We start from the raw sequence: 24,708 nt of genomic DNA on the forward strand, positions 1-24,708 counted from the left end.
GGGCGGTCGGCGGCGTCGACCGGTGAGTTCCGGAGGGCGTCATGACCGCTGAGCGGGACGTCGACCGTACGGTCGACGCCGTCCCCTCCCACGCGCTCCCGGCCGCACCCGTGCCGGTGACACCAGGGCCGGCCGCGCCGGGGGTGGTGCCTGCCGGGCCGTTGCGGTCGCTTCCGCCGCTCGCCGCGCCCGCGGTGGCGCGGGTGCCCGGCCGCCGCCGGGCGACGCCCGTCCCCGGCCGCGCCGGCGCCGCGCGCGGCAGCCGGGCCCCCCGCCCGGTGACGGTGCCCACTCCGCTGCGCGAGCCCCTCACCCCCACCCCGGACGAGCTCGAGCGGCTGCGCGACATCGCCACCGGCCGCGCCGAGGCCGACTTCGCGATCCGCGGCGGGGTGGTCTTCGTCGTCCAGACCGGCGAGATGATGCGGCGCGACATTCTCATCGCCGGCCGCTACATCGCCGCGGTGACCCGGCCGAGCGCCGTGGGCGCCCGCCGCAGCCTGGACGCGGCCGGCCGGTTCGTGCTCCCGGCCTACGTCGACGCCCGCGCGTCGGTCGAGCGGACGCTGCTCGGCCCGGGGGAGCTCGCCCGGCTCGTCGTCCCGCGCGGCACGGTGACGGTGCTGACCGACCTCGCCGAGATCGAGCAGATCCACGGCCTACGCGGCCGCTCGCTCGTGCTGCGCACCGGCACACCGCTGCGTGTCCTGCCCCGCGGCCCCGCCGGCACCCGCGACGGGCTCGCCGGCCCGTCCCGTCCCACCGCGCCGCACGAGGGCAGCGCGCCCTACGACACCACCGGGCCCTATGAAGCGACCACGCCGTACGAGGCCACCGCGCCGCACCAGGCCGCCGTCGAGGCCGTGGACGTCGCGCGTGCCGTCCCCCGGCAGGTGAGCCCGCTGACGGGGGTGCCCGGCCCGTTCATCGGGAGCGCCGGGCCCGTCGCGTTCCTGCCGGGCGCCGCCCATCTCGTCGGCGGGCCCGCCGACGAGATGCCGCCGGTGGGTGGCGGTCTGATCTCCGATCACCTCGACGACCGGGTACGGGAGGAGATCCGAGCGGGCGGCGCCGCCGTCCGTGTCGTCCGGGACGCCACCCTCACCCCCGCGCGCGCCTTCGGCCTCGACCACGTGCTCGGCTCGATCGCTCCGGCCCGGCTCGCCGACCTGCAGATCGTGCAGGACCTGACCGCGCGGCTCCCCCCGGACGTCGTGGTGGCCGGTGGGCGGATCGCGGCCGAGCGCGGCCGCGCGCTGTTCGACAACTTCGACGTGGCCCCGATGTGGGCGTCATCCTCGGTGCGCCTGCCCGCCGGCCTCTACACCGGTTCGTTCACCTCACCCTGCATGCACTGGAGCGGCCGGCGCGACACCCGACTCACCATCGTCGACGTGCGGGCCCCCGCCGTCGCCACCAGCCCGGCGGCCCCGATCGGGGTTTCGAGGGTCTCGGCGTCCTCGGTCGGGCTCGGGCCGCTCGGCGCGGGCGGGGAGCCGCCGCGGGTGACCGTCACCCGGGTGGAACCGACCCTGCGTGACGGTGTCGTCGTCGCCGACCCGTCCCGAGACCTGCTCAAGTCGGCGGTGCTCGACCGGTCCGGCCGGGCCGACCGCGTGCGGGTCGGGATGGTTCGCGGCCTCGGGCTCACCCGGGGGGCGCTGGGAACGACCGCCGGGGCCGCCCCCGGCGACGTGGTGATCGTCGGTGCCGGCGACGCGGACATGCTGACCGCGGCCCGGGCGCTGGAGGGGATGGGGGGCGGGTTCGTCGTCGTCGAGCGCGGCTGGGTGCTGGCCGCCTGCCCGCTGCCGGTGGCGGGCCTGATGAGCGACGCCCCCTGGGAGGCGGTGCTCGGCCAGCTCGCGGCCGTCGACACCGCGGCCCGCGACCTCGGCTGCCGGCTCGCCTCGCCGCTTCGTCTGATCGCCCAGCTCGGTAGGGAGCTGTACGTCCGGCCCTGACGCGGTGGTCAGCCGTCCGAGACGCGCCGCGCCGGCAGCGCCGGGCCGCCCTCCGGGATGGCCCAGCCCCGCAGCGCGGGGTGCGCCGCGGCTGCCGACCCTCGCGGCGCGCCTGCGCTGGCCGTCGCGGAGCCGCGCGGCGCGTCCGCGGCCGCCGTCGTGGACCCGGCGCGTTCGCCGCGCCCCGCGGGGCGCGGCGAACGCGCGTGCAGCTGGCTCGCGTCATCCCGCAGCGCGCGGCGTACCTGGGCGGACGGCACCCAGATCCGCACGCCGCCTCCGCTGGCGACGTCCATCAGGCCGTCGTGAACCATGTCCGTCAGGTGCCGGCGTGCCCGGTCCTTGTCGGTGCCGAGCAGCTCGGCGACGTCGGCCGTCCGCAGCGTGCGCCCGCCCAGCCCGGCGGTGAGAACCAGCAGGTCCGGCAGCGCCAGCGGACGTCCGCCGTACTCCCGGCCGACGGCGAACAGCGCGAACGCGAGATCCGCGGGTTGCCTGGGCAACACGGCGACCACGGTGTCGGCGGTCGAGCCGGTGTGGTCCGGCGCGGCCAGGCCGTTGCGGAGCTGGGCGGCGTGCGCCCGGCGGATCCCCCGTCCGGAGCGGTCGGTGATCCCCGCCCGGCGGAACGCGTCCGCCAGCAGCGGGCTGCGCGGCCGCGGGGGCCGCGCGAGCAGCCGAGCGGCGGGGTCGCGCACCGCGTCGGCGTAGCCACCGGGGCTGGAGATCTCGACGCCCTCACCGGTCCACTGCACGTGGACGGCACCGGGCGCGGTGTAGTCGCGGTGGACGAAGGCGTTGGCGAGCAGCTCGCGGAACGCCTGCTCGGCGTAGGCGGGCACGCCGGTGCGCACCAGCTCGTAACGGATCTCGCGCTCGGGATTGCGGGCCCGGAAACGGGCCAGCAGCTCCTCGGCGAGACGCAGCAGCGGCCAGCGGAAGAAGTCGTTCATCCCGTCCGTGGGCTCGCCGGTCTCCGGCCCGATGACCTGGATGGCGGCCTCGTGGTTCGGCACGTGCGCCCGCAGCGCCTCGGGCTGCCCGAACAGCAGCACCGCCCCCGCGCAGAGGTGGGTGCGGCCGTCCTCGACCAGCGCGACGCCCAGTGACCGCGCGATCTGCTCGTCCGACATCGCGGCGAGCGTGCTGTCGCCGCGGCCCCCGGCGGCACCGACCAGCCGGCGCAACCGGTCGAACTCGCGCGGGTCAAGGTCGTCCCAGCTCGCCGCCGAGACGCTCGCGGCGAAGTCGGCCACTGTCACGTCGGCCCCCTTCATGTCGGCCACTGTCACGTCGGCCACCTGCCTGATCACATGGTAGGTCGGTGCCGTCGTCCGCCGTGCCGGCTTCAGTGTCGGATATCCGCTGCCCTGGTGGGAGAGCTGCGGGCTGCCCTGGCGACGACAGCGGCCAGCACCCGGCGCAGCGCCACGCCAGCCGCGTCCGCGCGGATGCTGACCTCCGCGGCCGTCCCCCCGTCCCCGGAGATCAGCGGGAGTCCGTCGATGGTGAAGCGCTCCTGCAGGGCGAGGTCCTCGTCGAGCACCGCCTGCTCGAAGCGGACGGCCTCGGCCAGCCGGGCGGGATCACCGTCCAGGTCGTCGCGCAGGATGCGGGTGTAGACGCGGGTCGCGGCGGCGTCCTCGGGCTGCAGGCAGAACAGGATCGTGTTGGTGATCCCGGCGTCGGGGTACTCCAGCCGCAGCCGCAGCATGAACGGCGGGCGGTACACGTACGTCGACGTGCGGCGTTGGATGAGCGGGCGGAGCCCGGCCGCGACCCCCGGATCCTCCGGGTTGGCGACCTCCTGGTCCATCCGGACCAGGAAGCCGTCGCCGTCGGCGTCCACCCGGTACGGCGCGACGACGGTCTCCTCGCCGGCGCCGATGGTGGCGGCGTGCACGAACGGGAAGTGCGCGGTGTCGAGGAAGTTGTCGGCGAGCAGGCCGGCGCAGGCCGTCGTGCGCGCGGCGGGCAGCCAGGCGTCGTCGAACCCGTCCTCGGCCGCCTCCGGCAGCTCGATGATGTCGGCGAACGGCTCCGCGGGCGCGATCCACACCAGCCCGTGCCGCTCGGTCACCCCCCACGGCGGGATGGCGCGGGCCCGCCGCGGCGCCGGTATCCCCGGGCCGAGCGCCGGTACCGCGGTGCACTCCCCGGACGCGACGAACCGCCATCCGTGGTAGCCGCAGATGATCTCGTGGCCCTCGACCCGTCCCGCCGACAGCGGGGCGAGCCGGTGCGGGCACCGGTCGGCGAAGGCCGCCACCTGGTCGTCGAGCCGGGCCAGCACCCACGGCTCGCCGAGCAGCCGGACGGCGATCGGCTCGTCGGCGAGCTCGGACGACCGGGCGACCGGGTGCCAGCCGTGCCGCAGCGCCGGGTCGGTGTTGGTCAGGCGACCGGTCATCGAGTTTGCCTCCCGGCGGTCAGATCTCCCGCTCCGGTATCCGTCCCTGTCTTCGCTCCGGTCTCGGCTCCGGTCGACTCCGGTCGGCTCCGGTTCTCGGCGCCATCCCATCACCGAAGCGATCCGGGGTTTCGGGCGGGCGTCCGATGTGTGTCACTCCGTGACATTTCGAGGGGTGGTCGTCGTCCGTGCGTACCGAGTCGCCTCCGGCGACTCTCAACAGTGAACACAAAGATACGTAGAGCAGTGTTCGTTGAACATCGACGTAACGTCCCACCACTATCGTCGGGCCCATGACGACGCCCGGCGGTCCGTCCACCGCTCTGCACCGGCCCGGGACGGTCGGCGAGGCCGTCGCCGCCCTCGCCGCCGAGGCTCGGGCGGGCCGGCCGGTCGAGCTGCTGGCCGGCGGCACCGATCTGGTGCCCGCGCTGCGCACCGGGACGCGCCCGCCGGCGGCGATCGTCGCGCTGCGCCGGGTGCTGGAGCTGCGGGTGCGCGGGGCAGGCGCGGACACCCTCACGATCGGCGCCGGGGTCACCTACACCGAGCTGGCCGGATGGTCACTCTCGCCCGGCCTGGCGGCGACGTCCCGGGTGGTCGGGTCCGTCCAGATCCGCAACTGCGGGACGGTCGGCGGGGCGCTCGGCTCCGCCAACCCGCGCGGCGACCTCCTCACCTTCCTCACCGCGGCCCAGGCCGAGGTACTGCTCACCTCCGAGGACGGGTCGCGTGCCGCGGGCCTGGACGACTTCCTGAGCGCCGGCCGCCTGCCGGGCGAGCTGGTGACGGCGGTCCGGGTGCCCCGCCCGAGCGGCCCGCAGACCTACCTCAAGATCGGTGGCCGGCAGGCCGCGTTCCCGTCGCTGGTGTCCTGCGCGTTGCTCGTCGACCGGGTCCGCGAGCGGGTCTGCTGCGCCGTGGGCGGCGTGGCTGCCCGGCCGTGGCGGGTGGCCGAGGCCGAGCGGCTGGCCGCCGCCGACGTCGACTGGTCCACCGGGACGGCCCCGGCCGCCCTGGCACGGCGCTTCGGTGAGCTGGCCGCGGCCGGTGTCCGCGCGGCGTCGCCGCTGGGAGAGGACCCGCGCCATCCCCTGGAGTACCGGGTGCACGCGGCCGGCGTGCTGGCCGCCCGGGCCTTCGCTCGATGCCTCACGGCCCGGTCGGCGCCGCGGCGTGAGAGCGCCCCGTGAGCGGCGGCGTGCCTGGCCCCCTGGGCGGGGAGCRCCGGCTTTCCTACCACCTGAGCATCGACGGCGCCCGGCGCGCCGTTACCGGGGCGCGGCTCGAGGAGTCGCTGCTGACGGTCCTGCGGGAGCGGCTCGACGTCACCTCCGTGAAGGACGCCTGCGAGCAGGGCCGGTGCGGGGCCTGCTCGGTGCTGCTGGACGGCCGGCTGGTCACGGCCTGCACCGTCCTCGCCGCCGACGCCGCCGACGCCCGCGTGGTCACCGTGGCCGGGCTGGGCCCGGGTGGGCCGGCCGCCGCGGTGCGCGCCGCCTTCGTCGCGCACGGGGCGGTCCAGTGCGGCTTCTGCACCCCAGGCCTGGTCGTGGCGGTCACCGACCTGCTCGCCCGCCGACCGGGCGCCGACGAGGATGAGATTCAGGAGACACTGGCGGGCAACATCTGCCGGTGCACCGGGTACGGCCGCATCCTCGCGGCGGTCCGCGCCGTCCAGGCGGGGCGGGGCGGCCCGCCCGGGTGGGCATGACCGGCCGGGCGCGAGGCGTCGGGGGGTCGGTGCTCCGTCCCGACGGGTTGGCCAAGGCCGGCGGGACGTTCGTCTACGCCGGCGACCTCAGCGCCCCCGGCATGCTGCACGCCCGGACCCTGCGCTCGCCCCACCCGCGGGCGCGCATCCGGCGGGTCGACACCGCCGCGGCCCTGCGCATCCCGGGAGTCGCCGCGGTGGTGACGGCGGTGGACGTCCCCGGTGTGGCGACCTACGGCCTCATCGTGGCCGACCAGCCGGTCTTCGCCGCCACCGAGACCCGTTACGCCGGCGAGCCGGTCGCCGCCGTCGCCGCGGTCGACGCGCCGACCGCCCGGCGCGCGCTGGCGGCCGTCGAGGTCGAGTACGAGCCGCTGCCGCCCCTCGTCGATCCCGAGGTGGCCGCCGGGCCGGGTGCCGAACCGCTCCACCCGGACGGCAACGTGTTCCGTGAGATCACCCTGAGACACGGCGATCCCGACGCCGTCGGCCCGGTGGTCGTCGAGGACAGCTACCTCGTCGGCATGCAGGACCAGGCCTTCCTCGCGCCGGAGGCGGCGCTGGTCGTGCCGGCCGCCGACGGGGGCGTCGACATGTGGCTGGCCACCCAGTGGCTGCACTCCGACCGCGAACAGATCGCCGCCTGCCTGGGGCTGCCCGAGGAGCTGGTCCGGCTCGAGCTCGCCGGCGTCGGCGGCGCGTTCGGCGGCCGCGAGGACGTCACGCTGCAGGTCCACGGCGCGCTGCTCGCCCGGGCCACCGGGACGCCGGTCCGCATCGCCTACGACCGGGTCGAGTCCTTCCTGGGCCATCCGCATCGCCATCCCGCCCGGATGTGGTTCCGCCACACCGCGACCGAGGCGGGTGACCTGGTCAGCGTGCACGCGCGGATCATCATGGACGGCGGGGCGTACGCGTCGTCGTCCCCCGCGGTGATCGCCAACGCCGTCACGCACGCCGCCGGGCCGTACCGGGTGCCGAACGCGCGGCTGGACGGGCTCGTCGTGCGCACCAACAACCCGCCGTGCGGGGCGATGCGCGGGTTCGGGGTCCCGCAGGTCACGATCGGACACGAGGCGCAGATGGACCGGCTCGCGGACCGCCTCCGGATGGACCCGGTCGGGCTGCGGGTGCGCAACGCACTGCAGCCCGGCGACGTCCTGCCCACCGGTCAGGTCCTCGGGCCGCCGCTGCCGGCGCGGGAGGCGATCGAGGCGGTCGCGGCGCGCCCGCTGCCGGCGGCGCTCACCGCCGCCTCGCCGGTGACGGCCCGTCCCGGGGGGCGCGGCGCGCACGCGGACCTCGCCCGCGTCCGCCGCGGCGTCGGATACGCCCTGGCCTACAAGAACCTTCTGTTCTCCGAGGGCTTCGACGACTCCTCCACCGCGCGGGCGCGGCTCGAGCTTGACGCGGACGGCCGGCCGGTCGCCACGATCCACAGTGCGTGTGCCGAGGTCGGGCAGGGGTTCGTCACGGTCGCCGGGCAGATCGCGCGGACCGAGCTCGGTGTCGACGAGGTCGTGCTGCGCCCCGCCGACACCGGGGTGGGCAGCGCCGGGTCGACGAGCGCGTCCCGCCAGACCTGGATGAGTGGCGGCGCCGTGCGCGGTGCGTGCGTGGCGGTGGTCGACCGGCTGCTGGCCCGGGTGGCGCGTCGGCTGGGCCTGCCGCCGGAGGTCGTCGAGGCGCCCCGGCGCGCCCTGGTGATCACCGGGGGCGAGATCGTCGGTGCCGAGACGGGGACCCGGCTCACGCTGGCCGAGGCGCTCGCCGAGGGACCGGTCGAAGCCGAGCACACCTTCCACCACCGGCGCACGACCGCCCTGGACGCGCACGGCCAGGGTGATCCGCACGTGGCCTTCGCCGCGGCGGCGCACCGGGCCGTGGTGGACGTCGACCTCGACCTCGGGCTCGTCCGCGTCGTGTCGATGGCGCTCGCGCAGGACTGCGGCACCGTGCTGAACCCGCTGTCGCTGCGCGGGCAGGTCGAGGGTGGCACCGCCCAGGGACTCGGCCTGGCCGTGATGGAGGAGCTGGTGACCGTGGACGGCGTGGTGACCAACCCGACGCTGCACGACTACCTGCTGCCCACCACGGCGGACGTCCCCGCGCTGGACTTCGTGGCACTCACCTACCCGCAGCCGGACGCGCCTTACGGGGTGAAGGGCGTCGGGGAGACCCCGACCTGCACGGCGACCGCCGCGGTCCTCGCCGCCGTCCGGGCGGCGGTCGGGCGGGACCTGCGCCGGGTACCGGTCCGCCCGGGGGACCTCGTCGATCTCGCGGATCCGGTCGATCCGCTGGGCGGTGCTCCGTATCTGGGGAATAAGGCGGCCTGGGGGCAGCCTGGGGAGATGGAACGCGGATGAGCGGATGAGTGGTGGGCAGGCCGGTGCCGCGACGCCGCCGGACGCCGTCGAGGTGATCCGGTCGCGTCGGGTCGTACTGCCCGACGGCGAGCGCCCCGCGGCCGTCCACGTCGTCGACGGTCGGATCACCGCGGTCACCGCGCCGGGCGAGGTGCCATCCGGCGTCGCCGTCACCGATCTCGGCGACCTCGTGCTCATGCCCGGCGTAGTCGACACGCATGTCCACGTCAACGAGCCCGGCCGGACCGAGTGGGAGGGCTTCGCCAGCGCCACCCGGGCCGCGGCGGCCGGCGGCGTGACGACGATCATCGACATGCCGCTGAACTCGATCCCCCCCACCACCTCGCTGGACGCGCTGGCCGCCAAGCGGGCGGCGGCCGAGGGCCGGGTCGCCGTCGACGTCGGTTTCTGGGGCGGGATCATCGGCGCCGACGCCCGCCGGCTCGACGACCTCGCCGCGCTGCACGACGCCGGAGTGTTCGGGTTCAAGGCGTTCCTGGCACCCTCAGGGGTCGAGGAGTTCCCGCACGTGAGCCTCGACGTGCTCGCCGCCGCCTCCCGGCACACCGCCCGGATGGACGCCCTCACCGTCGTCCACGCCGAGTCGCCCTCCGTGCTCGCCGAGGCGCCTGAGGCGGCCGGCCGCACGTTCACCAGCTGGCTGCGCTCCCGCCCGCCGGCCGCCGAGAAGGCCGCGGTGGCCTCGCTCGCGGCGCTCACCGCCTCGACGGGCGCGCGTTTGCACGTCCTGCACCTGGCGGCGGCCCAGGCGCTCGACGACGTCGTCTCCGCCCGCGAGGCCGGCCTGCCCATGACCGTCGAGACCTGCCCGCACTACCTGACCTTCACCGCCGAGGAGGTCCCCGACGGCGCGACCGTCTTCAAGTGCGCGCCGCCCATCCGGGAACGCGCGAACCTGGACCGGCTCTGGGACGGCCTGGCCGCCGGCCTGTTCGCCGGCGTCGTCACCGACCACTCGCCAGCCACCCCGGCGCTGAAATCCGTCGAGACCGGTGACTTCGGGACGGCCTGGGGTGGCATCGCCTCCGTCCAGCTGGGCCTGGCCGCGGTGTGGACCCAGGCACGCCGCCGCGGGCACGGCCTCGTCGACGTCGTCCGGTGGATGTGCTCCGGCCCCGCCGACCTGGTCGGGCTGGGTACCTCGGGGCTGGGTACCTCGGGACTGGGCACCGGCGGGGCGGGCTCCGTGCCGAACGGCACCAAGGGACGCATCGCCGTCGGCGCCGACGCCGACCTTGTGATCTTCGACCCTGACGCCACGTTCGTCGTCGAGCCGTCCCTGCTGCACCACCGCCATCCGCTCACGCCCTACGCTGGGCGAACGCTTGACGGCCTCGTTCTGGCGACCTACCTGCGGGGCCGGCGGGCGGACGGCGACCGGCCCGCACGCGGCCGGCTGCTCGCCCGATGACCCACCAGCCACGCCCCAGCCCGTCCCGGCGCGCAGCCCGTTTCCGGCCGCCCGCCCCGTCCGCCCGGCCCGCCCCGTCCGCCCGAGCAGAAGGAGCCCGCACGGATGACCGACGCGCCCGACCTGACGAACCTTGTCGACCTCGCCGCCGCCCGGTTCGGCGGGTCCGTCGTCGCCGTCAATGACGAGTTCTTCGCGCTCGCCGAGCGCATGCTCCTGGCGGAGGCACCGATAGTCCGTCCGGGGGTGTTCACCGAGCGCGGCCAGTGGACCGACGGCTGGGAGACCCGCCGCCGCCGCGACCTGCCCGCGGCGGACTGGGCGATCGTCCGCCTCGGCGCCCCCGGCATCGTGCACGCGGTGACCGTGGACACGACCCATTTCACCGGCAACGCCCCGGAGTCGGTCGAGCTGCACGGCGCCACCCTTGCCGGCTACCCGTCCGCCGAGGAGGTCGCCGAGGACTCGGTCACCTGGGTGCCCCTCGTCGCCCGCACGCCAGTCGCCGCGGACGCCGTCAACGTCCTGCCCGTGTCGGCGGAGGGCCGGCTCCGGATCAGTCACCTGCGGCTGACCATCCACCCGGACGGGGGAGTCGCCCGGCTGCGGGTGCACGGCGTCGTCGTGCCCGACCCGCGGCTGCTCGACCGGGTCACCTCCGACCTGGCCGCCGCCTACCTGGGCGGTGTCGTCGTCGCCGCCAGCGACATGCACTACGGCGACCGGCACAACCTGAACGCCTCCGGCGACGCCCGGGCGATGGGGGAGGGCTGGGAGACCCGCCGCCGCCGCGGGCCGGGGCATGACTGGGCGGTGGTGCGGCTGGCCACCGAGGGGACCGTGGTGCGGGCCGAGGTCGACACCCGCCACTTCCGCGGCAACGCGCCGCGCGCCGTCGCGCTGTGGGCGGCGAACGCACCCACGACCRGCGACGACGACCTGGCCACGGACGCCCTGCCGGCGATCACCGACTGGCGGCCGCTGCTGCCGCGCACCCGGGTCCAGCCGAACACCCGGCACCTGTTCGACCTGGAGGTGCCAGTTGAGGCCACGCACGTGCGGGTGGACGCGATCCCGGACGGCGGTCTCGCCCGGCTGCGGCTGGTCGGCGCGCCGACCGAGGCGGGACGCGAGTCGCTGGCCATGCGCTGGTTCGACTCCCTGACGCCTGCCGCGGCCCGTGAGGAGCTGCTGGCCTGCTGCGGTTCCGAGGACTGGGCGGACGCCGTCGCGGCCCTCCGGCCCTTCGGCACGCTCGCCACGCTGCTGCCCGCCGCCGAGCAGGAGTGGTGGAACCTGCCCGAAACCGCCTGGCTGGAGGCGTTCACCGCGCATCCCCGGATCGGGGAGCGCCCGACACCCGCGCCGACGCCGCCGACGTCCTCGCGGGCCACCGTCGTCTCCCTCGACGCCCCCCGACGGGAGCAGGCCGCTCTGGACCAGGCGAGCGAGGATGTCCGCGCGGCCTTCGCCGAGGGGAACGCCGAGTACGAGGACCGCTTCGGGTTCATCTTCCTCGTTCGCGCGGCGGGGCGTGGCGCGCAGGAGATGCTGGAGCTGCTCCGGGAGAGGATGGCGAACGACCCCAGGACCGAGCTGCGGGTGGCGGCCGGCCAGCAGGCGGAGATCACCGCGCTGCGGCTGCGCCATCTGATCACCGGCGCCTGACACCTGGTTCCCGGTCGTGGCGAAGCGACGAGTGGGTCGCCGGCGGGCATCCCGGCGGCGAGCCGGGGAGGGCGACGCGAGTGAGCTTGTCGACCCATGTGCTGGACACCGCCTCTGGGAAGCCAGCCGCCGGCGTGCCGGTGCGCCTTGAACGGGCCGCGGTCACCCTCGACGGCGCGACCAAGGGCTGGCGCCCAGTCGCCCAGGCGGTGACCGATGACGACGGGCGCGTCGGCGACCTGCCCGCGGACCGCGCCGGCGCCTGGCGCCTCGTGTTCGACACCACGGGGCATTCGGCCTTCTACCCCGAGGTGGCGATCGTCTTCGTCATCCGGGAACCGGCCGACCACCATCACGTGCCCCTTCTACTCGCGCCGTACGGCTACTCCACCTACCGCGGCAGCTGACCCGGCCCGGCCTGACCCGCCCGGTCCGGCGGGTCAGCGCGGGACCTGCGGAGGTCGGCCTCCGAGGCGGGCGACCGTCTCCTCGTCCAGACCGGCGGCCCGCAGCCGCGCGTCGTCGACCAGGCGGGCGTCCACCGCGCGCAGGACGTGCCCGGCGAGGGCACGCGCGGTCGCCGGCTCGTCGGCGACCGATCCCGACGTGCGGGCGGCTGCGTAGTCCGCCAGCCGCCGCAGGGCGTCGGGCAGTCCGGTGAGCAGGCAGCCCGCCACCGCCGCGTGCCGGCTGACGAGCTGGCCGGGATGCAGATCCCACCCCTGGTAGAGGCCTCTCGACCAAGCCCGGCGGACCAGCCCGGCATGCCGGCGCCACGCGGAGCGCACGTCGGAGGCCCGGCCCACCGGCAGCACGTTGGACGAGCCGTCGGCCACGCGGATCCCGGTGCCCGCGGCGGCCAACTGCATCAGCGCCGTGGCGAGCTCGACCCCCGGATGATCGTTGGCCTGGTACTCGGCGGCGATTCCGAGTGCCGCGGAATAGTCGTAGGTGCCCACGTGTAGCCCGGTCAGACGTCCCGGCGCGGCACCGACCAGCGCCGGCAGGCTCAGGACCGCGGCGGGCGTCTCGACCTGGATCTCCAGCGCGACCGGCGGGATGCCGAGCTGCCGTTCCAGCTCGGCGAGGACCTCGCTGAACACGATCACCTGTTCGGGCGCGCTCACCTTCGGCAGGGTCACGACGAGGCCGGGTGGCGGGCCGTCCTCACCACCATCACCGGCGAGGGTGGTGAGGAACAGATCGAGGCTGCGCAGCCCCCGGGCCCGCACGGCGGCGTCCAGCGACTTCGGGCGCAGCCCGTAGGAGGCCGGCAGCGCGCCGGCCGCCGCCGCGGTGCGCAGGGCCTGCGCCGCCTGCACGGCGTCGGCGTCCTCGACCTCGTCCGGGCGGGTCCCGTACCCGTCCTCGAGATCGACCCGCAGATCCTGGATCGGCTCGACGGTCAGCGCCTGCACGACGTGCGCGTACACGGCGGCGGCGATCGCCGGGTCGGAGTCACCCGCGGTCGCCGCGGCCAGGGCATCCGGATCCGGAGCATGGTGGCGCAGCGCCTCCCGGGCGGCTTCGCCCCACTCGAGAACGACGTCCGGGTGCAGCCGGTCGGCGGGCAGATAACAGGTGTGGACGGGCTGGCGGGTGCCCGGATCGCCGGGGAAGCGGGCGGTCAGATCGGCGTCGAGCGGGGCGAGGTCCACGGTGAGCGCGGCAATGGCGTCGTCGGACAGCGTCGGCACGACTCCAGTGTCAGGCCAGTGACCGGGTGTCGTCCCCATCACGCGTGTCAGAGATGCCGAGCCGAGCCGTCCGCCGATTGCAGGCGGCCCGGCCCACCTGCTCTGGCTTGCAACTGCGTCGTGCCCAGTGGCTCCCGCCGCCAGCGCCGCCGCCGGCGCGTTTGGCACCGATCGGGGGATTCGGCGCACTGCGCCGACGGCGGCTGTCTGTGTGGCGGCTCCGTGAACGGCCGATGGATCCCGGCCGGCCGACGGACCGCCGTGCAAGCGGTCATCATGCGTCTGAGCTGCAGCTTTCCGTTCAGGAGCGTACTGYGGAGGGGCCAGGTACCACCAACCGGCCCGGACACAGTCGACTGGTGCGAGTCGACGCTCCCCGACGATCGTGTCGAATCCGTCCGAGAACGTCGGTGGGGCGCTCTCGACGCGCAGCCGTTGCGGATCGATGAGCGATAGCGCTCGCCGTTCACGCCGCCGGCACTTGCGCGCCGGCACTCCTGGTCTGACCGGCCTTGGCCGTGCCAGGTTCCCGCTTCCCAGCCACCTGCCCGCTCGTGCGGGTCTTATGGTCGGCTCCACGGGCGTTTACGGTCTCCGACGTACTGGCGGCGACCTGGTGTCTGAGGTTGATCGCGGCGTTGTRGTCGCGGTCGGCCACCAGCCCGCAGGCCTGGCAGCGGAACGTGCGGTCCGACAGTGTCAGGCTTGGGTTTCGCCAGCCGCAGCCGGAACAGGTCTTCGAGCTGGGGTACCAGCGGTCCGCGACGTGCAGCCGCGAACCGTACCAGCGGGTCTTGTAGTCGAGTTGCCAGCGGATCTCACCCATCCCGACGTCCGAGACGGCGCGGGCGAGCCGCCGGTTGCGGACCATCCCGGCGACGTGCAGATCCTCGACCACGATCACGTCGTGGGACCGGGCGAGCCGTGTCGTGAGCTTGTGCAGCCCGTCGCGGCGCTGGTTCGCGACCCGGGCATGGATCGTCGCGAGCCCGGCGGCGCGCTGCCGGCGCCCAGCGCTGCCCGGCTTCGACCGGGCATAGGCCCGCGACGCGCGGCGCAGTTTCCGCAGCGCGGCGGCGTGCCGTTTCGGGTTCGCCACCGTCTCGCCGGTGGAGAGGACCGCGAGGTGTTTCACGCCCAGGTCGACGCCGACCGTGCCGCCCGTCCGCTGACGGCGGGTCGGCCGTTCGGAAACGTCCCGGTCGGCCTCGACGGTGAACGCCACGAACCAGCGGCCAGCCGTCCGGGACACCGTCGCGCCACCCAGGCGCGCCCGGCCATCCGCCAGCCGCGCCGTGAGCGCGCCCATCGGCTCGCCGACCTTGACCCGGCCGATCCGGGGCAGTTTCACGTACAGATCGGTCGCGGGGCCGTAGGCGCCGGTGGTGTAGCGGAACGAGTCGCGGGCTTTCCCCCGCTTCTTGAACCGGGGAAAACCGACCCGGCGGCCGTTGCGCTTTCCCTTCCGGGAGTCGGTGAAGTTCTTCAACCCGCGGGCCAACTGGTCCAGCCCGGCCGAGTACGCCTCCTTCGAGCACTCGTCCCACCACGGGGCGACCTCCCGCTTGGCGGCGTTCCAGGCAAGCCGCAACGCGGGCAGCGTCCACGGCACCGGGGTGAGCAGGTCCCCGATCAGGCCGTGGACTTCTCCGCGTCGCGCTGCGCGAACACGGCCTTCACCCGGGCCAGGCCCCAGTTGTAGGCGAACCGGGCCGCCCCCGCGTGGCGACGCAGGTTCGCGGCCTGGGCGTCGTTCGGGTCGAGCGCGAACCGGTACGCCTGCAACGTCCTCATCCGGCCGCCTCAGTGGCGGCGGCGACCGCGCGGCGGGCTCGGTCCGCGGCGGCGCGGGGGCCGTACAACCGGGCGCACATCGAGGTCAGGATCTCGGTGATGTCGCGGACCAGGTCGTCATCGACCTCGGCTGGGTCCACGACGAGTAGGCGGCGGCCGTTCGCGGCGAGAGCGGCCTCGACGTACTCGGCGCCGAAGCGGGCGAACCTGTCGCGATGCTCGACGACGATCGTCGTCGCTGCGGGGTCGCGGAGCAGCCCGAGGAACGTCCGCCGATGCCCGTTCAACGCCGACCCGACCTCGGTCACAACCCTGKCGACAGGCAGCCCCTGCCCGGTGGCCCAGCCGGTGACGCGGGCGACCTGCCGGTCGAGATCAGGCTTCTGGTCTGCGGACGACACCCTGGCGTACACGACCACCGTGCCTGACGTAGCCGGGCGGTCGGGCTCGCCGACGAGGATCAGGCCACCGACCTTGCGTGCCGGGACCGGGAGCTTGCCGGCGTGGAACCAGCGCTGGGCGGTCACGTACGCCACACCCTGCGACTCTGCCCACTCCTTGAGGTTCACATGACAACTATAGCAATCTGGAGAGAGCTAACGAGTGCCAGTTGGGCAACAGTTACTACCCCCCACCCGTGCCTCCTGAGGCCCTCGCGGCGTTCGTGTTCGGGGGCACGCTCACGATCACGAGCCGAATGGGTGTGGGCCCGACTGCCCCGGGACCGCCACCGCGATCCGGTCGTAGACGCAGATCACATTGGCAGGACCGTTCTGGCTGCTGGCAGGGCCTACGACTCGGCTGCCGATCAACGCGGCTACGTGCGTCATGATTCCTACACCGATTCCTGGTTCTCTCTCATGACCCTCTAACGCACATTGTGACAGCGGGCTTAGCTCAATATCGATATCAGTGCCATCTTTTGTTGATTCATTCGCGTGTCAACCTTGACGGTGTGAGGCTGATTCGCTAACGGTTTATGTCTATTTGGCGCACTCGTTGATAAGTGGTTAACGGTGTCGTGGTAGTACGCCGACTCTCGGCTGCCGATGCTCGTGCGGCTGCAATCTCTTATGTGTATCGATGGGACCGATCGCGGAAGAGGTGAGTCGGCTGTTCCGTGTCGTGGTCACTTTACCTCTTCTCGTGCTTGATGTGTCGAGGAGTGTAAGTGTCTGGGTGAATGTGGACTTGGTGTGGTCTCGTCTGGTTCGTRCTTGTCGGGGTGGCGCACACACCTTTATGGTCGAACGTGTGTTCGATCTGATTGTGGGGTGGGTGTCTGCGCCATGAATGCTGTGCGGAGTGTGAAGGTCGACGACGGCGGTTCCGGCCCGGTCGACTCCTCGGAGCAGGAGGGGGTGTTCGAGGGGCGGGTGCGTGGGCTGCTGGGTCAGATCGGTGCGGCGGTCCGGTCGATAGCGGCGGGGAACGCGGACCTGCTGGGGTTGTTGGCGCAGTTCGCCGACCTGCGGCCCCCGGCGGCCGGTCGGGAGGTTCTGTTCGACGAGTTCGCTCCGGAGGATGTCGCGGCGGTGCTGGGGGTGTCCTCGCAGGCCGCGGCGGGTCAGATGCTGTTCGCGTGCACGGTGGCGCGCCGGCTGCACGCCGCGGTGGAGGCGTTGAAGGCCGGGGTGCTGGACGTGCAGCGGCTGCGCTCGTTGGAGAACGCGGTCCGTCCGCTCGACGGTCCGCTCGCGGCGCAGGTCGAGGCCCGGGTGCTGGCCGGGGGTGCGCGGCCGACCCGGGGGCGTTCACGGATGCGTGCCGTCGTGCCGTGCACACGGTCGACCCGGCCGGCGCGGCCGAACGCGCGCGGGCCCGGAAGAAGGAACGGCGGGTGTGGGTCTCGCCAGGGGAGGACGGGACGAGTTGCCTGTCGGCGGTGCTGCCCGCCGACGAGGCGACCGCCTGCTACCAGCGTGTCGACCAGATCGCCCAGGGGATCGCCGCGCACCGAGGCGGTGGGGACAGTCGTAGTCGTGACCAGATCCGCGCGGATGTCCTCGTCGATCTCCTGTGTGGGCGGGTCGCGCATGCGGTGCCGCACCCAGAACCGGAACCGGAACCGGACTATGAGGTTCCGCGGTCAGGTGCGGAGCACCCGGGTTGATCTCAACGGGCGGAGATTTCGGTGTTGGGGCGTCGAACTGCCTTCTACGGGCCAGAATGCTCAAAGTGATTTTGCCGCCCCGACGCTGCCGCCGCCGGTATTGATGGGAACGGTCGGATCGATGCCCGCATCGTCGAACGCCGCCTGGATGCCGCCGGCGATCCGGCGGTGCCGGACGAGCATCTCGTCGAGATCAGGATGAACCGGCACTCCGTTCTCCACCACCAGCCTGCCGGCCACGATCGTGTGCCGGGCCGCTGTGGGCCCGCAACGCAGCCAGGCGTCGATCGGATCGGAGAGCGCTCCCGCGTACGCGACCCCGTCCAACGGCCAGACGACGAGGTCGCCGACAGACCCGACGGAGAGCTCACCGATCTCACCGGTCCTGCCGAGACAGCCTGCGCCGCCCCGGGTGGCGATCTCCAGTGCGTCCCGGGCGGACATCGCCGCGGCGCCGTGTCGCAGCCGGCCCAACAGCATGGCGGTACGAGCCTCCAACCACAGCGAGGCGGAGTCGGCGGATGACGACCCGTCGCAGCCCAGGCCGACCGGGGCGCCGGCCGAGCGGAGCTCGGCCACGGGCGCGAGGCCGCCGCCGAGAATCATGTTGCTGCTCGGGCAGTGGGCCACCCCTGTGCCCCACCTGCCGAGCTGCTCGACCTCCTCGTCATTGGGGCAGATGCAGTGCGCGACCCACGCCCGGTCGCCGCCCCAGCCAACCTCCGCGAACTGGTCGATCGGACGCCGTCCGAACACCGCCAGGCAGTAGTCGTCCTCCTCGGGGTCCTCGGCGAGATGCGTGTGTAGCCGGACGTCCAAGGACTCGGCCAGTTCCGCGGTGGCCCGCATGAGTTCCGGACTGACGGAGAACGGCGAACAGGGGGCCAGGGCAATCCGCACCATCGCGCCGTGGGACGGGTCGTGATGCTGGGCCACAAGCCGGGCGGAGTCGGCGAGGATCTCATCCGCGTCCTGGACGACAGAGTCAGGAGGGAGCCCGCCGTCCTTGACCGAAAGCGACATCGAGCCGCGGGTCGGGTGGAACCGCATGCCGAGGGTCCGGGCTGCCGCGATCTCGGCGGAGATGAGATCGCCGCCACCGCGCGGGTGCACGTAGAGGTGGTCTGTTGATGTCGTGCAGCCGCCGAGTGCCAGTTCGGTCAGGCCCACGTAGGCCGAGGTGTGGACGGCCTCCTCGTCCAGCCGTGACCAGAGTGGATAGAGCGTGGTCAGCCAGGTGAAAAGGGTGCCGCCGAGTGCCGGAGCGAAGGAACGGGTGAGGTTCTGGTAGATGTGATGATGTGTGTTCACCAGGCCCGGCGTTATGAGACAGCCGTCGGCACGCAGGGTCCGGGTCGCGGTCGGGGGTGTCTCCGCCGGGCCGCCGAGGGAGCTGACGAGGCCGTCGGTGATTGCTACCCAGCCGCCTGGGATCTCTCGGCGGTCGGCATCGACCGTGGCGACAAGCTCCGCGCCGATCACCAGGAGATCGACAGGAAGATGATCCGGGCGTTGCCCCGCCGTTGCGTCGCCAGCCGCGGCCGTGCCGCTTGGCCTGGCTGGGCCGCCTGGGCTGCTGGTCACGGAGCCGGATGCGGTCATAGGTGCTGATTCTGCTGTTCCGGCGTTACACACGGATGACATGTGGGGCGGGTGGCGTGTTGGACGGGTCCGGCGTGCTTGAGGAGCGCGAGCGGCGGATCGTGGCGATCGACGACCCTGCCGATCCCCGGGTTGAGGACTATGTGGCGCTGACCGACGTGGCGCTGCGCCGGCGGCGTGAACCCGCGGAGGGGTTGTTCATCGCGGAGGGCGAGAGGGTGATCGACCGCGCGCTACGGGCGGGATACCGGCCGCGCTCGGTTCTGGTCTCGCCGGCGCGGCTGGGGGGAGTTCCGGAGCGTTTCTGGTCCACGCCGACGCACGGCGAGTGCGGCGGGCATCGCGAATCTGCCGGGGATGACGAGCACAACGGTCGCGAGCGGCCGGACCACCATGAGGCGCCGGTCTATGTTGCGGGGCCAGCCGTGCTTGCGCAGATCACCGGCTTTGAGGTGCACCGGGGTGCGCTGGCGTCGATGTGCCGTCGTCCGCTGCTCAACCCCGTGGAACTGCTCCGCGTCGCGAGGCGCGTGCTGGTCTGTGAGGACCTGGTCAGCCACACCAATCTCGGCGCGATCTTCCGGTCGGCGGCCGGGCTCGGCATGGACGCGGTCATGCTGAGCCCGCGGTGCGCGGATCCGCTCTACCGGCGCTCCGTGCGGGTGTCGATGGGCGAGGTCTTCGCGGTTCCCTACGCCCGGCTTGATCCGTGGCCGGGAGCGTTGTCCCTGCTCGGTGAGGCTGGGTTCGAGGTGCTCGCGCTGACGCCCGCGTCCGACGCTGACGAACTGGCGCTCGCAACGGCCGGTCCCGGTGATCGCGTCGCTCTGTTACTGGGGACGGAAGGCCAGGGCCTGACCAGCGAGGTCCTGGCCACGGCGACCCGGCGGGTTCGGATTCCGATGGCCCACGGCGTGGATTCGCTGAAYGTGGCGGCGACGGCGGCAATCGCCTGTTATGTGTTGGGCGTCCGCCCGTGACGACCGCTCAGGCCGACGACGCCAGCCAGCTTCCCACCGGCCCGGGAAGATTCCTGACGGCCCAGAAGACGGCGATCAACGCAGGCAACAGCGGCAACAGGCGGGGCGGGAGGCTGGGAACCCGACGGCGCCATCCCGCGCACCGTGCCATCGCGATCAGCCAGCCGAGGGCGAGACCGGGCGCGGCGAGGACGAAGAACAGGTTGTGGTCGGCGGCGGCGATCGGATGGCCGTGCAGGAGCTGGTGCAGTCCGCGTAGAGTCCCGCAGCCTGGGCAGTCCCAGGTTGTGAGGGCCCGGAAGGGGCAGCTCGGATAGTGCCCCGGCTCGGCCGGGTCGACCAGGTAGACGCGGACGCACACGCCGACCGCCAACGCGCCCACGGCGCTGAACCCCGCCAGCCGCGCCCGAGGTGACCGGTTCAGGTGCGGCGCTAACGGCCTTCCGGGTCGGTACCGACGGCCGACCGTGAGGGCCGGTTCGGATCGAGCCGGGTTGGACGGGGCCTGCGCGGCGGGCCTTGGTGCGGACGGCGCCGGTGTGGAGGGCGCTGACGCGGAGCGCCTCGCTCTGATGGAGCGTGGCGCGCGGGTTCCCACCAGCCGAGCGTAGACGAGGGCACACTTCTCCGGCGCACCGTCGCCGGCCGTTGCGGCGGCCCCGTTGACGTCCGCGGAGGATGCTGGAGGCAGGCGGCGTCGGGAGTGGTCGGGAGTGGCAGCGGCAGCCGGGTGCGGCGGCGGAGCGGAGTGATGTGCATGGCACAGGCCGGTGATCGGGACGTGGCACGCGGGCGGGGGAGCGCCGGTCCGGTGCCGCCGTACGCGGCGCGGGCCGCGGGAGCGGACGATCCCGGCGCGGACGCCCCGGGATACTCCGGCCTGGCGACCTTCGCCGGTCTGCCCTGGATGCCGGGAATCGACGATCTTCGGGCGCGCCGGCCCGATGTCGCTGTGGTCGGGGCTCCGTTCGACATCGCGACCACGCACCGGCCGGGCGCGCGTTTCGGCCCGCGGGCGCTGCGCGCTCAGGCGTACAACCCTGGCACATATCATCTTGATCTTGGTATAGAGATCTTCGACTGGCTGGACGTCGTTGACGCGGGGGACGCGCACTGCCCGCACGGGCTGACCGAGGCCTCACATCGCAACATCCGGGCGAAGGTCGGCGACGTCGCGCGGCTCGGCGTCATCCCAGTGATCATCGGGGGGGACCACTCGATCACCTGGCCGGCGGCGAGCGGGGTCGCCGAGGCGGTGGGCTGGGGTGAGGTCGGCCTGCTGCACTTCGACGCCCACGCCGACACGGCCGACATCATCGACGGGAACCTGGCCTCGCACGGGACGCCCATGCGGCGGCTCATCGAGTCGGGGGCGGTGCGCGGGCGCAACTTCGTCCAGGTGGGGCTGCGCGGGTACTGGCCTCCGCCGGACGTGTTCGCGTGGATGCGCGAGCAGGGTATGCGCTGGCACCTGATGCACGAGATCTGGGAGCGGGGGAGCCGAGAGGTGGTCGCCGAGGCGATCGCGCAGGCGGTGGACGGCTGCCGCGCGCTCTACCTGTCGGTCGACATCGACGTCCTCGACCCGGGGTTCGCGCCTGGGACGGGCACCCCCGAGCCGGGCGGCATGAACCCGGCCGACCTGCTGCGGGCCGTGCGGCAGATCGCGCTGGACACGCCGATCGTCGCCGCGGACATCGTCGAGGTCTCGCCTCCGTACGACCACGCGGAGACGACGGTGAACAGCGCGCACCGGGTCGCGATGGAGATTTTCGCGGCGTTGGCGCATCGTCGCCGTAGCGCGGCCGGTGGGACGGCGGACCTTCCCGCGGGGCTCCCGGAGATGAAAGCTGGGTCTTGAACTCAGGCGGCTGTCGGTTCCTGGTGGAGTTCACCGGCCGTGCCTACCTGGAGGATCCGTCCGCCGCGCATCACGGCCAGGCGGTCGGACAGCGCCAGGGCCTCCTCCCGGTCGACGGTGGCGTGCAGCACGGTCACCCCGACCTGTCGTTGCAACGCCTTGAGCTCGTCGCGCAGGGCGCGGCGCAGCCGTTCGTCCTGGGAGCCGAGGGGGTCGTCCAGCAGCAGCACCCTGGGGCGCAGCACCAGTGCCCGGGCCAGCACGACCCGTTGCTGTTGCTCGGCGGAGAGCTGGGGCGGGCGGCGGCGGGCGTACTCCGACATCTGGACGACGGCGAGGGCGGAGCGGACCCGCGCCGAGGTCTCGGCCCGGCCCGGCATGGTGACGCCCCGCGCGTGCCGCAGGCCGAAGGCGACGTTCGCGGCGACGTCCAGGAAGGGGAACAGGGCGTAGCCGCCGAAGACCGCGCTGACGGGGCGGCGGTGGGCCGGCATGTCGGCGAGGTCCTCGCCGTCATGACGAACATGCCCGGACGACGGTTCGTCGAGTCCCGAGATCAGCCGGAGGGCCGTGGTCTTGCCGCATCCGGACGGACCGAGAAGGCAGAAGTACTCGCCCGCCCGGACCGTCAGATCGACGCCGTCAACGGCAGCCACGTCCCCGAACCGTCGGCTCAGCCCGACCATTTCGATCTGTCCGCCCCGACGACCACTGTCCGCCATGCTCACCCCCAGATCTCCCGGCCCGCCGTGGTGCGTACCGGGCGGGAACGACAGTCTCACCCCGGCGTGGGATGCGACCGGCCGCCCCGTAATCCACGGGATGTCGAGCGCCTGCGGATGGAGTGCTGTTGGGCGGCAGGTGATTGATCGGGGGTGGCGCGGCGCGGGAACGTCCTCCGGGTAACGAGCTTGGGAACATCCGGGCGGTATCGGCGTGTGAACGGACGTCCGGAACGTCGATGCGGTAACGCCCGGGCTCAGGAACGGGGATCGAGGTGGAGCGCGTCCTCTTCCGCGGTGCGTCGCCACGCCTCGTGGTCGGTCGGCGTGTGCGCGCGATGGGCGCCGTCGGTGCTCTCCACGACCTGATCGAGCCCCGAGTCGTCGAACTCGGAATCGCCGGATGGTCCATCGGGGTAGATATCGGGACCGTCTGCCGAGCCGGAGCCGTTCCTTTCGGCCTCGGCGTAGGGATCCGGGTCCGGGATCTCGGCGGCGAGCTGCCGGTCGAAGGACGAGGCGCGTTCTTCCCGCGGGGTGATCGGATTGCTGATCAGCCTACTCGGCCGGTCCGGTGGATCCCAGCTGTCGTCGAGGGGATCGAGTCCGGCGTCCGTGGATCCGAGGTCGTCGCTGTCGGTGATCTCGGCTCGTTCCAGCGGGCTGTTGCCGTCCATGGGATCGCGGACGTCCCGGTCGGGCTGTTCGGGGTCCGAGGCGGGCCATGTCATCGCTGCCTCCTGTTCCGGCGTGAACGGCCGAGTTGTTCCGTGAACGGCTGCTCCATGAACGGCGGAGCGTGGGTGGCCGGTCGCCACCCGCACAGTCTCTGACCATGGCCCTTCCCGGGAGCGAGTGGGCTAACCGGGTCATCCGACGAGTAGCCCGGCCGGTCGCCCACCCCCGCTGACGGAAGCCGCGGCAATACCGTATAGCGTCCCCAAATGTGGCTACTGTTGCTGAGCGGATTCTCGGGCAGCTCGCGCGCATTCCCGACGGTCTGGACGACGGCAGTCTGGCCGCGGCGATCAGCGCCAATCGCGCAACGGTGAACCAGGTGTGCCGCCGGCTCGCTGCGCAGGGCCGGTTGGACCGATCGCCGGGTCCTGGCGGGCTGATCGTCAATCGTCTCGTGGACGTCCCCGAGAATGCCGCGACACCCGAGCGAACCGGCCCGCCCACACCCGCGCCGGAGCCCGCCCCGCCCCTCGATCCGCCGAACCCCGCGCCGGCCGCGGTCGCCGCCGCCGATCCGCCTGCCGAGCCCGAGCCGGTCATGGACGTCGCGGCACCGGCAGCCGTGACCGAGACGCCAGGCCCGGTGGCGGCCGCGGCGGAGCCTGACGTCGAGGTGCCGTCGACGGAGCCGCCTGTGGCCGAAGCTCCGCTGGCCGTGTCGCCGGTGACCGTGCCGCCGGTGACCGAAGCCGTGGTGCCGACGGCATCCGCGGAATTGGCGGAGCCAGTGGTCCCCGCGGAGCCGGCGCCGGCCGAAGCCTCAGCGGTCGACGCGGACGGGGCGGCCTCGAACGAGGCGGCCTTGAACGAGGCGGCCTCGGATGAAGCCGACGCTGTCGAGGTCCACGCTGCGCAGGTTGAGGCTGTTGAGGTCGAGGCAGCCGCTGAAGAAGTCGGTGCTGTCGAGGCTCACGACGCCGACGCCGACGCCGACGCCGACGCCGACGCCGAGGTCGCCGAGGTCGCGGTCGATGCTGCCGCCGAGGCGGAGGTCACAGGTCCGGCTGAAGTGGTCGCGGCGGTGGTGACCATACCGGTGATGATCGACGAGGTCGCGCCGGTTGTCGAGGTCACCGAGCCGGTGGTTGCCCGTCCCGTCGAGCTCGGAGCGCACGCGACCGGTCTCACCGCGGCCGACGGCGCGCCCGTCGCGAACGACGCGCCCGTCACAGGCCTGAACGGTGCCACAGACGTGATCGCGGCGGGCGCCGTGGCACGGGACGAGGATCCCGTCGCGGCGCTGGGTAAGGCGATGGCGGCGCTGGACGAGGCGGTCGCGGCGATCACCAGCGTGGCGGCAGCCGCGGTGCCGTCGCCACGCGTGGCCCAGACGGAGCCCGAGATCCTCGCTTTCGCCACCCCGTCCACCGGAGACGCGCAGGCTTCATCGCCGCGGACTGATCGTTCGCGGCCTGACATGGCGGCGGGTCCTGGCCTTGCCGCCGGGGACGCGCCCGTGGACGACCGGTCCGCGCATGCCGTCCAGGAACCCGCCGCGGCCGATCCCGCGGCGGGGGAGAACCCGTCGTCCGGAGCGGATCCGGTGGCACAGGCCGGCCCGACCGCGCCCGCGGTTCGGCGAACGTGGTGGCGCCGGCTGTTCGTGCGCGGCACCGGATGACAAGCAGTTTGCTGCCGGTGGCG

Annotated in this window: 20 protein-coding genes and 1 pseudogene; 11 read left to right on the forward strand and 10 right to left on the reverse strand. The window is 73.5% G+C overall.

Annotated elements, in window-relative coordinates; all coding sequences use genetic code 11:
- The first annotated feature begins 41 nt into the window (after positions 1-41).
- Positions 42-1,964, forward strand: coding sequence for an adenine deaminase C-terminal domain-containing protein (locus BBK14_RS07255; RefSeq protein WP_071060401.1), 1,923 nt, complete (start codon positions 42-44; stop codon positions 1,962-1,964).
- A gap of 8 nt (positions 1,965-1,972) precedes the next feature.
- Here the strand turns inward: BBK14_RS07255 and BBK14_RS07260 are convergent, their stop codons facing one another.
- Entirely contained in the window at positions 1,973-3,256 is a 1,284-nt protein-coding gene (locus BBK14_RS07260; protein ID WP_071060465.1) for an ATP-binding protein, read from the reverse strand.
- Positions 3,257-3,312: 56 nt separating this feature from the next.
- Positions 3,313-4,374: an aromatic ring-hydroxylating oxygenase subunit alpha gene (locus tag BBK14_RS07265; RefSeq protein WP_071060402.1), complete on the reverse strand. Its 1,062-nt coding sequence runs from the start codon at positions 4,372-4,374 to the stop codon at positions 3,313-3,315.
- Positions 4,375-4,667: 293 nt separating this feature from the next.
- On the opposite strand from BBK14_RS07265, the gene BBK14_RS07270 reads away from it, so the two are divergent.
- The 6 genes from BBK14_RS07270 to uraH all read left to right on the forward strand — a co-directional run bounded on the left by BBK14_RS07270 (position 4,668) and on the right by uraH (position 11,964).
- The gene (locus BBK14_RS07270) at positions 4,668-5,567 is read left to right on the forward strand and encodes an FAD binding domain-containing protein (RefSeq protein ID WP_071060403.1); all 900 of its coding nucleotides are present in this window, start codon (positions 4,668-4,670) and stop codon (positions 5,565-5,567) included.
- The gene (locus BBK14_RS07275; protein ID WP_071060404.1) at positions 5,564-6,088 is read left to right on the forward strand and encodes a (2Fe-2S)-binding protein; all 525 of its coding nucleotides are present in this window, start codon (positions 5,564-5,566) and stop codon (positions 6,086-6,088) included. The genes BBK14_RS07270 and BBK14_RS07275 overlap by 4 nt, the downstream gene beginning before the upstream one ends.
- Entirely contained in the window at positions 6,085-8,457 is a 2,373-nt protein-coding gene (pucD, locus tag BBK14_RS07280) for a xanthine dehydrogenase subunit D (RefSeq protein ID WP_071060467.1), read from the forward strand. The genes BBK14_RS07275 and pucD overlap by 4 nt, the downstream gene beginning before the upstream one ends.
- Before the next feature lie 4 nt (positions 8,458-8,461).
- Positions 8,462-9,889, forward strand: coding sequence for an allantoinase AllB (gene allB / locus BBK14_RS07285; protein WP_071060405.1), 1,428 nt, complete (start codon positions 8,462-8,464; stop codon positions 9,887-9,889).
- 105 nt (positions 9,890-9,994) lie between these two features.
- Positions 9,995-11,557 (forward strand): allantoicase, encoded by a 1,563-nt coding sequence (locus BBK14_RS07290; RefSeq protein WP_071060406.1) that lies wholly within the window; start codon positions 9,995-9,997, stop codon positions 11,555-11,557.
- Between the two features lie 80 nt (positions 11,558-11,637).
- A complete protein-coding gene (uraH, locus tag BBK14_RS07295) occupies positions 11,638-11,964 on the forward strand; it encodes a hydroxyisourate hydrolase (protein WP_020463131.1) in 327 nt (108 codons plus the stop codon).
- 33 nt (positions 11,965-11,997) lie between these two features.
- Here the strand turns inward: uraH and BBK14_RS07300 are convergent, their stop codons facing one another.
- The 4 genes and pseudogenes from BBK14_RS07300 to BBK14_RS39735 form a co-directional block, all read right to left on the reverse strand.
- Positions 11,998-13,254, reverse strand: coding sequence for a DUF6986 family protein (locus BBK14_RS07300; protein WP_241831255.1), 1,257 nt, complete (start codon positions 13,252-13,254; stop codon positions 11,998-12,000).
- A gap of 466 nt (positions 13,255-13,720) precedes the next feature.
- Positions 13,721-15,048: pseudogene (tnpB, locus tag BBK14_RS07305) on the reverse strand (IS607 family element RNA-guided endonuclease TnpB).
- A complete protein-coding gene (locus BBK14_RS07310) occupies positions 15,045-15,617 on the reverse strand; it encodes an IS607 family transposase (RefSeq protein WP_071060408.1) in 573 nt (190 codons plus the stop codon). Before BBK14_RS07310 ends, tnpB begins: the two are co-directional and overlap by 4 nt.
- Before the next feature lie 998 nt (positions 15,618-16,615).
- Positions 16,616-16,831 (reverse strand): hypothetical protein, encoded by a 216-nt coding sequence (locus BBK14_RS39735; RefSeq protein WP_241831256.1) that lies wholly within the window; start codon positions 16,829-16,831, stop codon positions 16,616-16,618.
- Between BBK14_RS39735 and BBK14_RS39740 the strand changes: the two genes are divergently transcribed.
- Positions 16,826-17,161: a DUF222 domain-containing protein gene (locus tag BBK14_RS39740; protein WP_241831258.1), complete on the forward strand. Its 336-nt coding sequence runs from the start codon at positions 16,826-16,828 to the stop codon at positions 17,159-17,161. The two genes, BBK14_RS39735 and BBK14_RS39740, sit on opposite strands and share 6 nt — an antisense overlap.
- 60 nt (positions 17,162-17,221) lie before the next feature.
- Here BBK14_RS39740 and BBK14_RS07320 read toward each other — a convergent pair whose 3' ends face one another.
- Positions 17,222-18,643 (reverse strand): 8-oxoguanine deaminase, encoded by a 1,422-nt coding sequence (locus BBK14_RS07320; RefSeq protein ID WP_071060409.1) that lies wholly within the window; start codon positions 18,641-18,643, stop codon positions 17,222-17,224.
- A gap of 155 nt (positions 18,644-18,798) precedes the next feature.
- On the opposite strand from BBK14_RS07320, the gene BBK14_RS07325 reads away from it, so the two are divergent.
- Positions 18,799-19,743, forward strand: a complete 945-nt coding sequence (locus BBK14_RS07325) for a TrmH family RNA methyltransferase (RefSeq protein ID WP_071060469.1) — start codon at positions 18,799-18,801, stop codon at positions 19,741-19,743.
- A gap of 7 nt (positions 19,744-19,750) precedes the next feature.
- Here the strand turns inward: BBK14_RS07325 and BBK14_RS07330 are convergent, their stop codons facing one another.
- Complete coding sequence (locus BBK14_RS07330) at positions 19,751-20,125, reverse strand: DUF2752 domain-containing protein (protein WP_071060410.1); 375 nt, start codon at positions 20,123-20,125, stop codon at positions 19,751-19,753.
- Between the two features lie 369 nt (positions 20,126-20,494).
- Between BBK14_RS07330 and speB the strand changes: the two genes are divergently transcribed.
- The gene (speB, locus tag BBK14_RS07335; RefSeq protein ID WP_071060411.1) at positions 20,495-21,604 is read left to right on the forward strand and encodes an agmatinase; all 1,110 of its coding nucleotides are present in this window, start codon (positions 20,495-20,497) and stop codon (positions 21,602-21,604) included.
- 2 nt (positions 21,605-21,606) lie between these two features.
- On the opposite strand, the gene BBK14_RS07340 is transcribed toward speB, so the two are convergent.
- Entirely contained in the window at positions 21,607-22,260 is a 654-nt protein-coding gene (locus BBK14_RS07340; protein WP_241831260.1) for an ABC transporter ATP-binding protein, read from the reverse strand.
- 323 nt (positions 22,261-22,583) lie between these two features.
- On the reverse strand, positions 22,584-23,057 hold the full coding sequence (locus BBK14_RS07345) for a hypothetical protein (protein WP_020463123.1): 474 nt from the start codon (positions 23,055-23,057) through the stop codon (positions 22,584-22,586).
- Between the two features lie 215 nt (positions 23,058-23,272).
- Between BBK14_RS07345 and BBK14_RS07350 the strand changes: the two genes are divergently transcribed.
- Positions 23,273-24,685, forward strand: a complete 1,413-nt coding sequence (locus BBK14_RS07350; protein ID WP_071060413.1) for a hypothetical protein — start codon at positions 23,273-23,275, stop codon at positions 24,683-24,685.
- Positions 24,686-24,708: the final 23 nt, after the last annotated feature.

Origin of the sequence: Parafrankia soli, assembly GCF_001854695.1 — a bacterium.
GTDB classification, from domain to species: domain Bacteria; phylum Actinomycetota; class Actinomycetes; order Frankiales; family Frankiaceae; genus Parafrankia; species Parafrankia soli.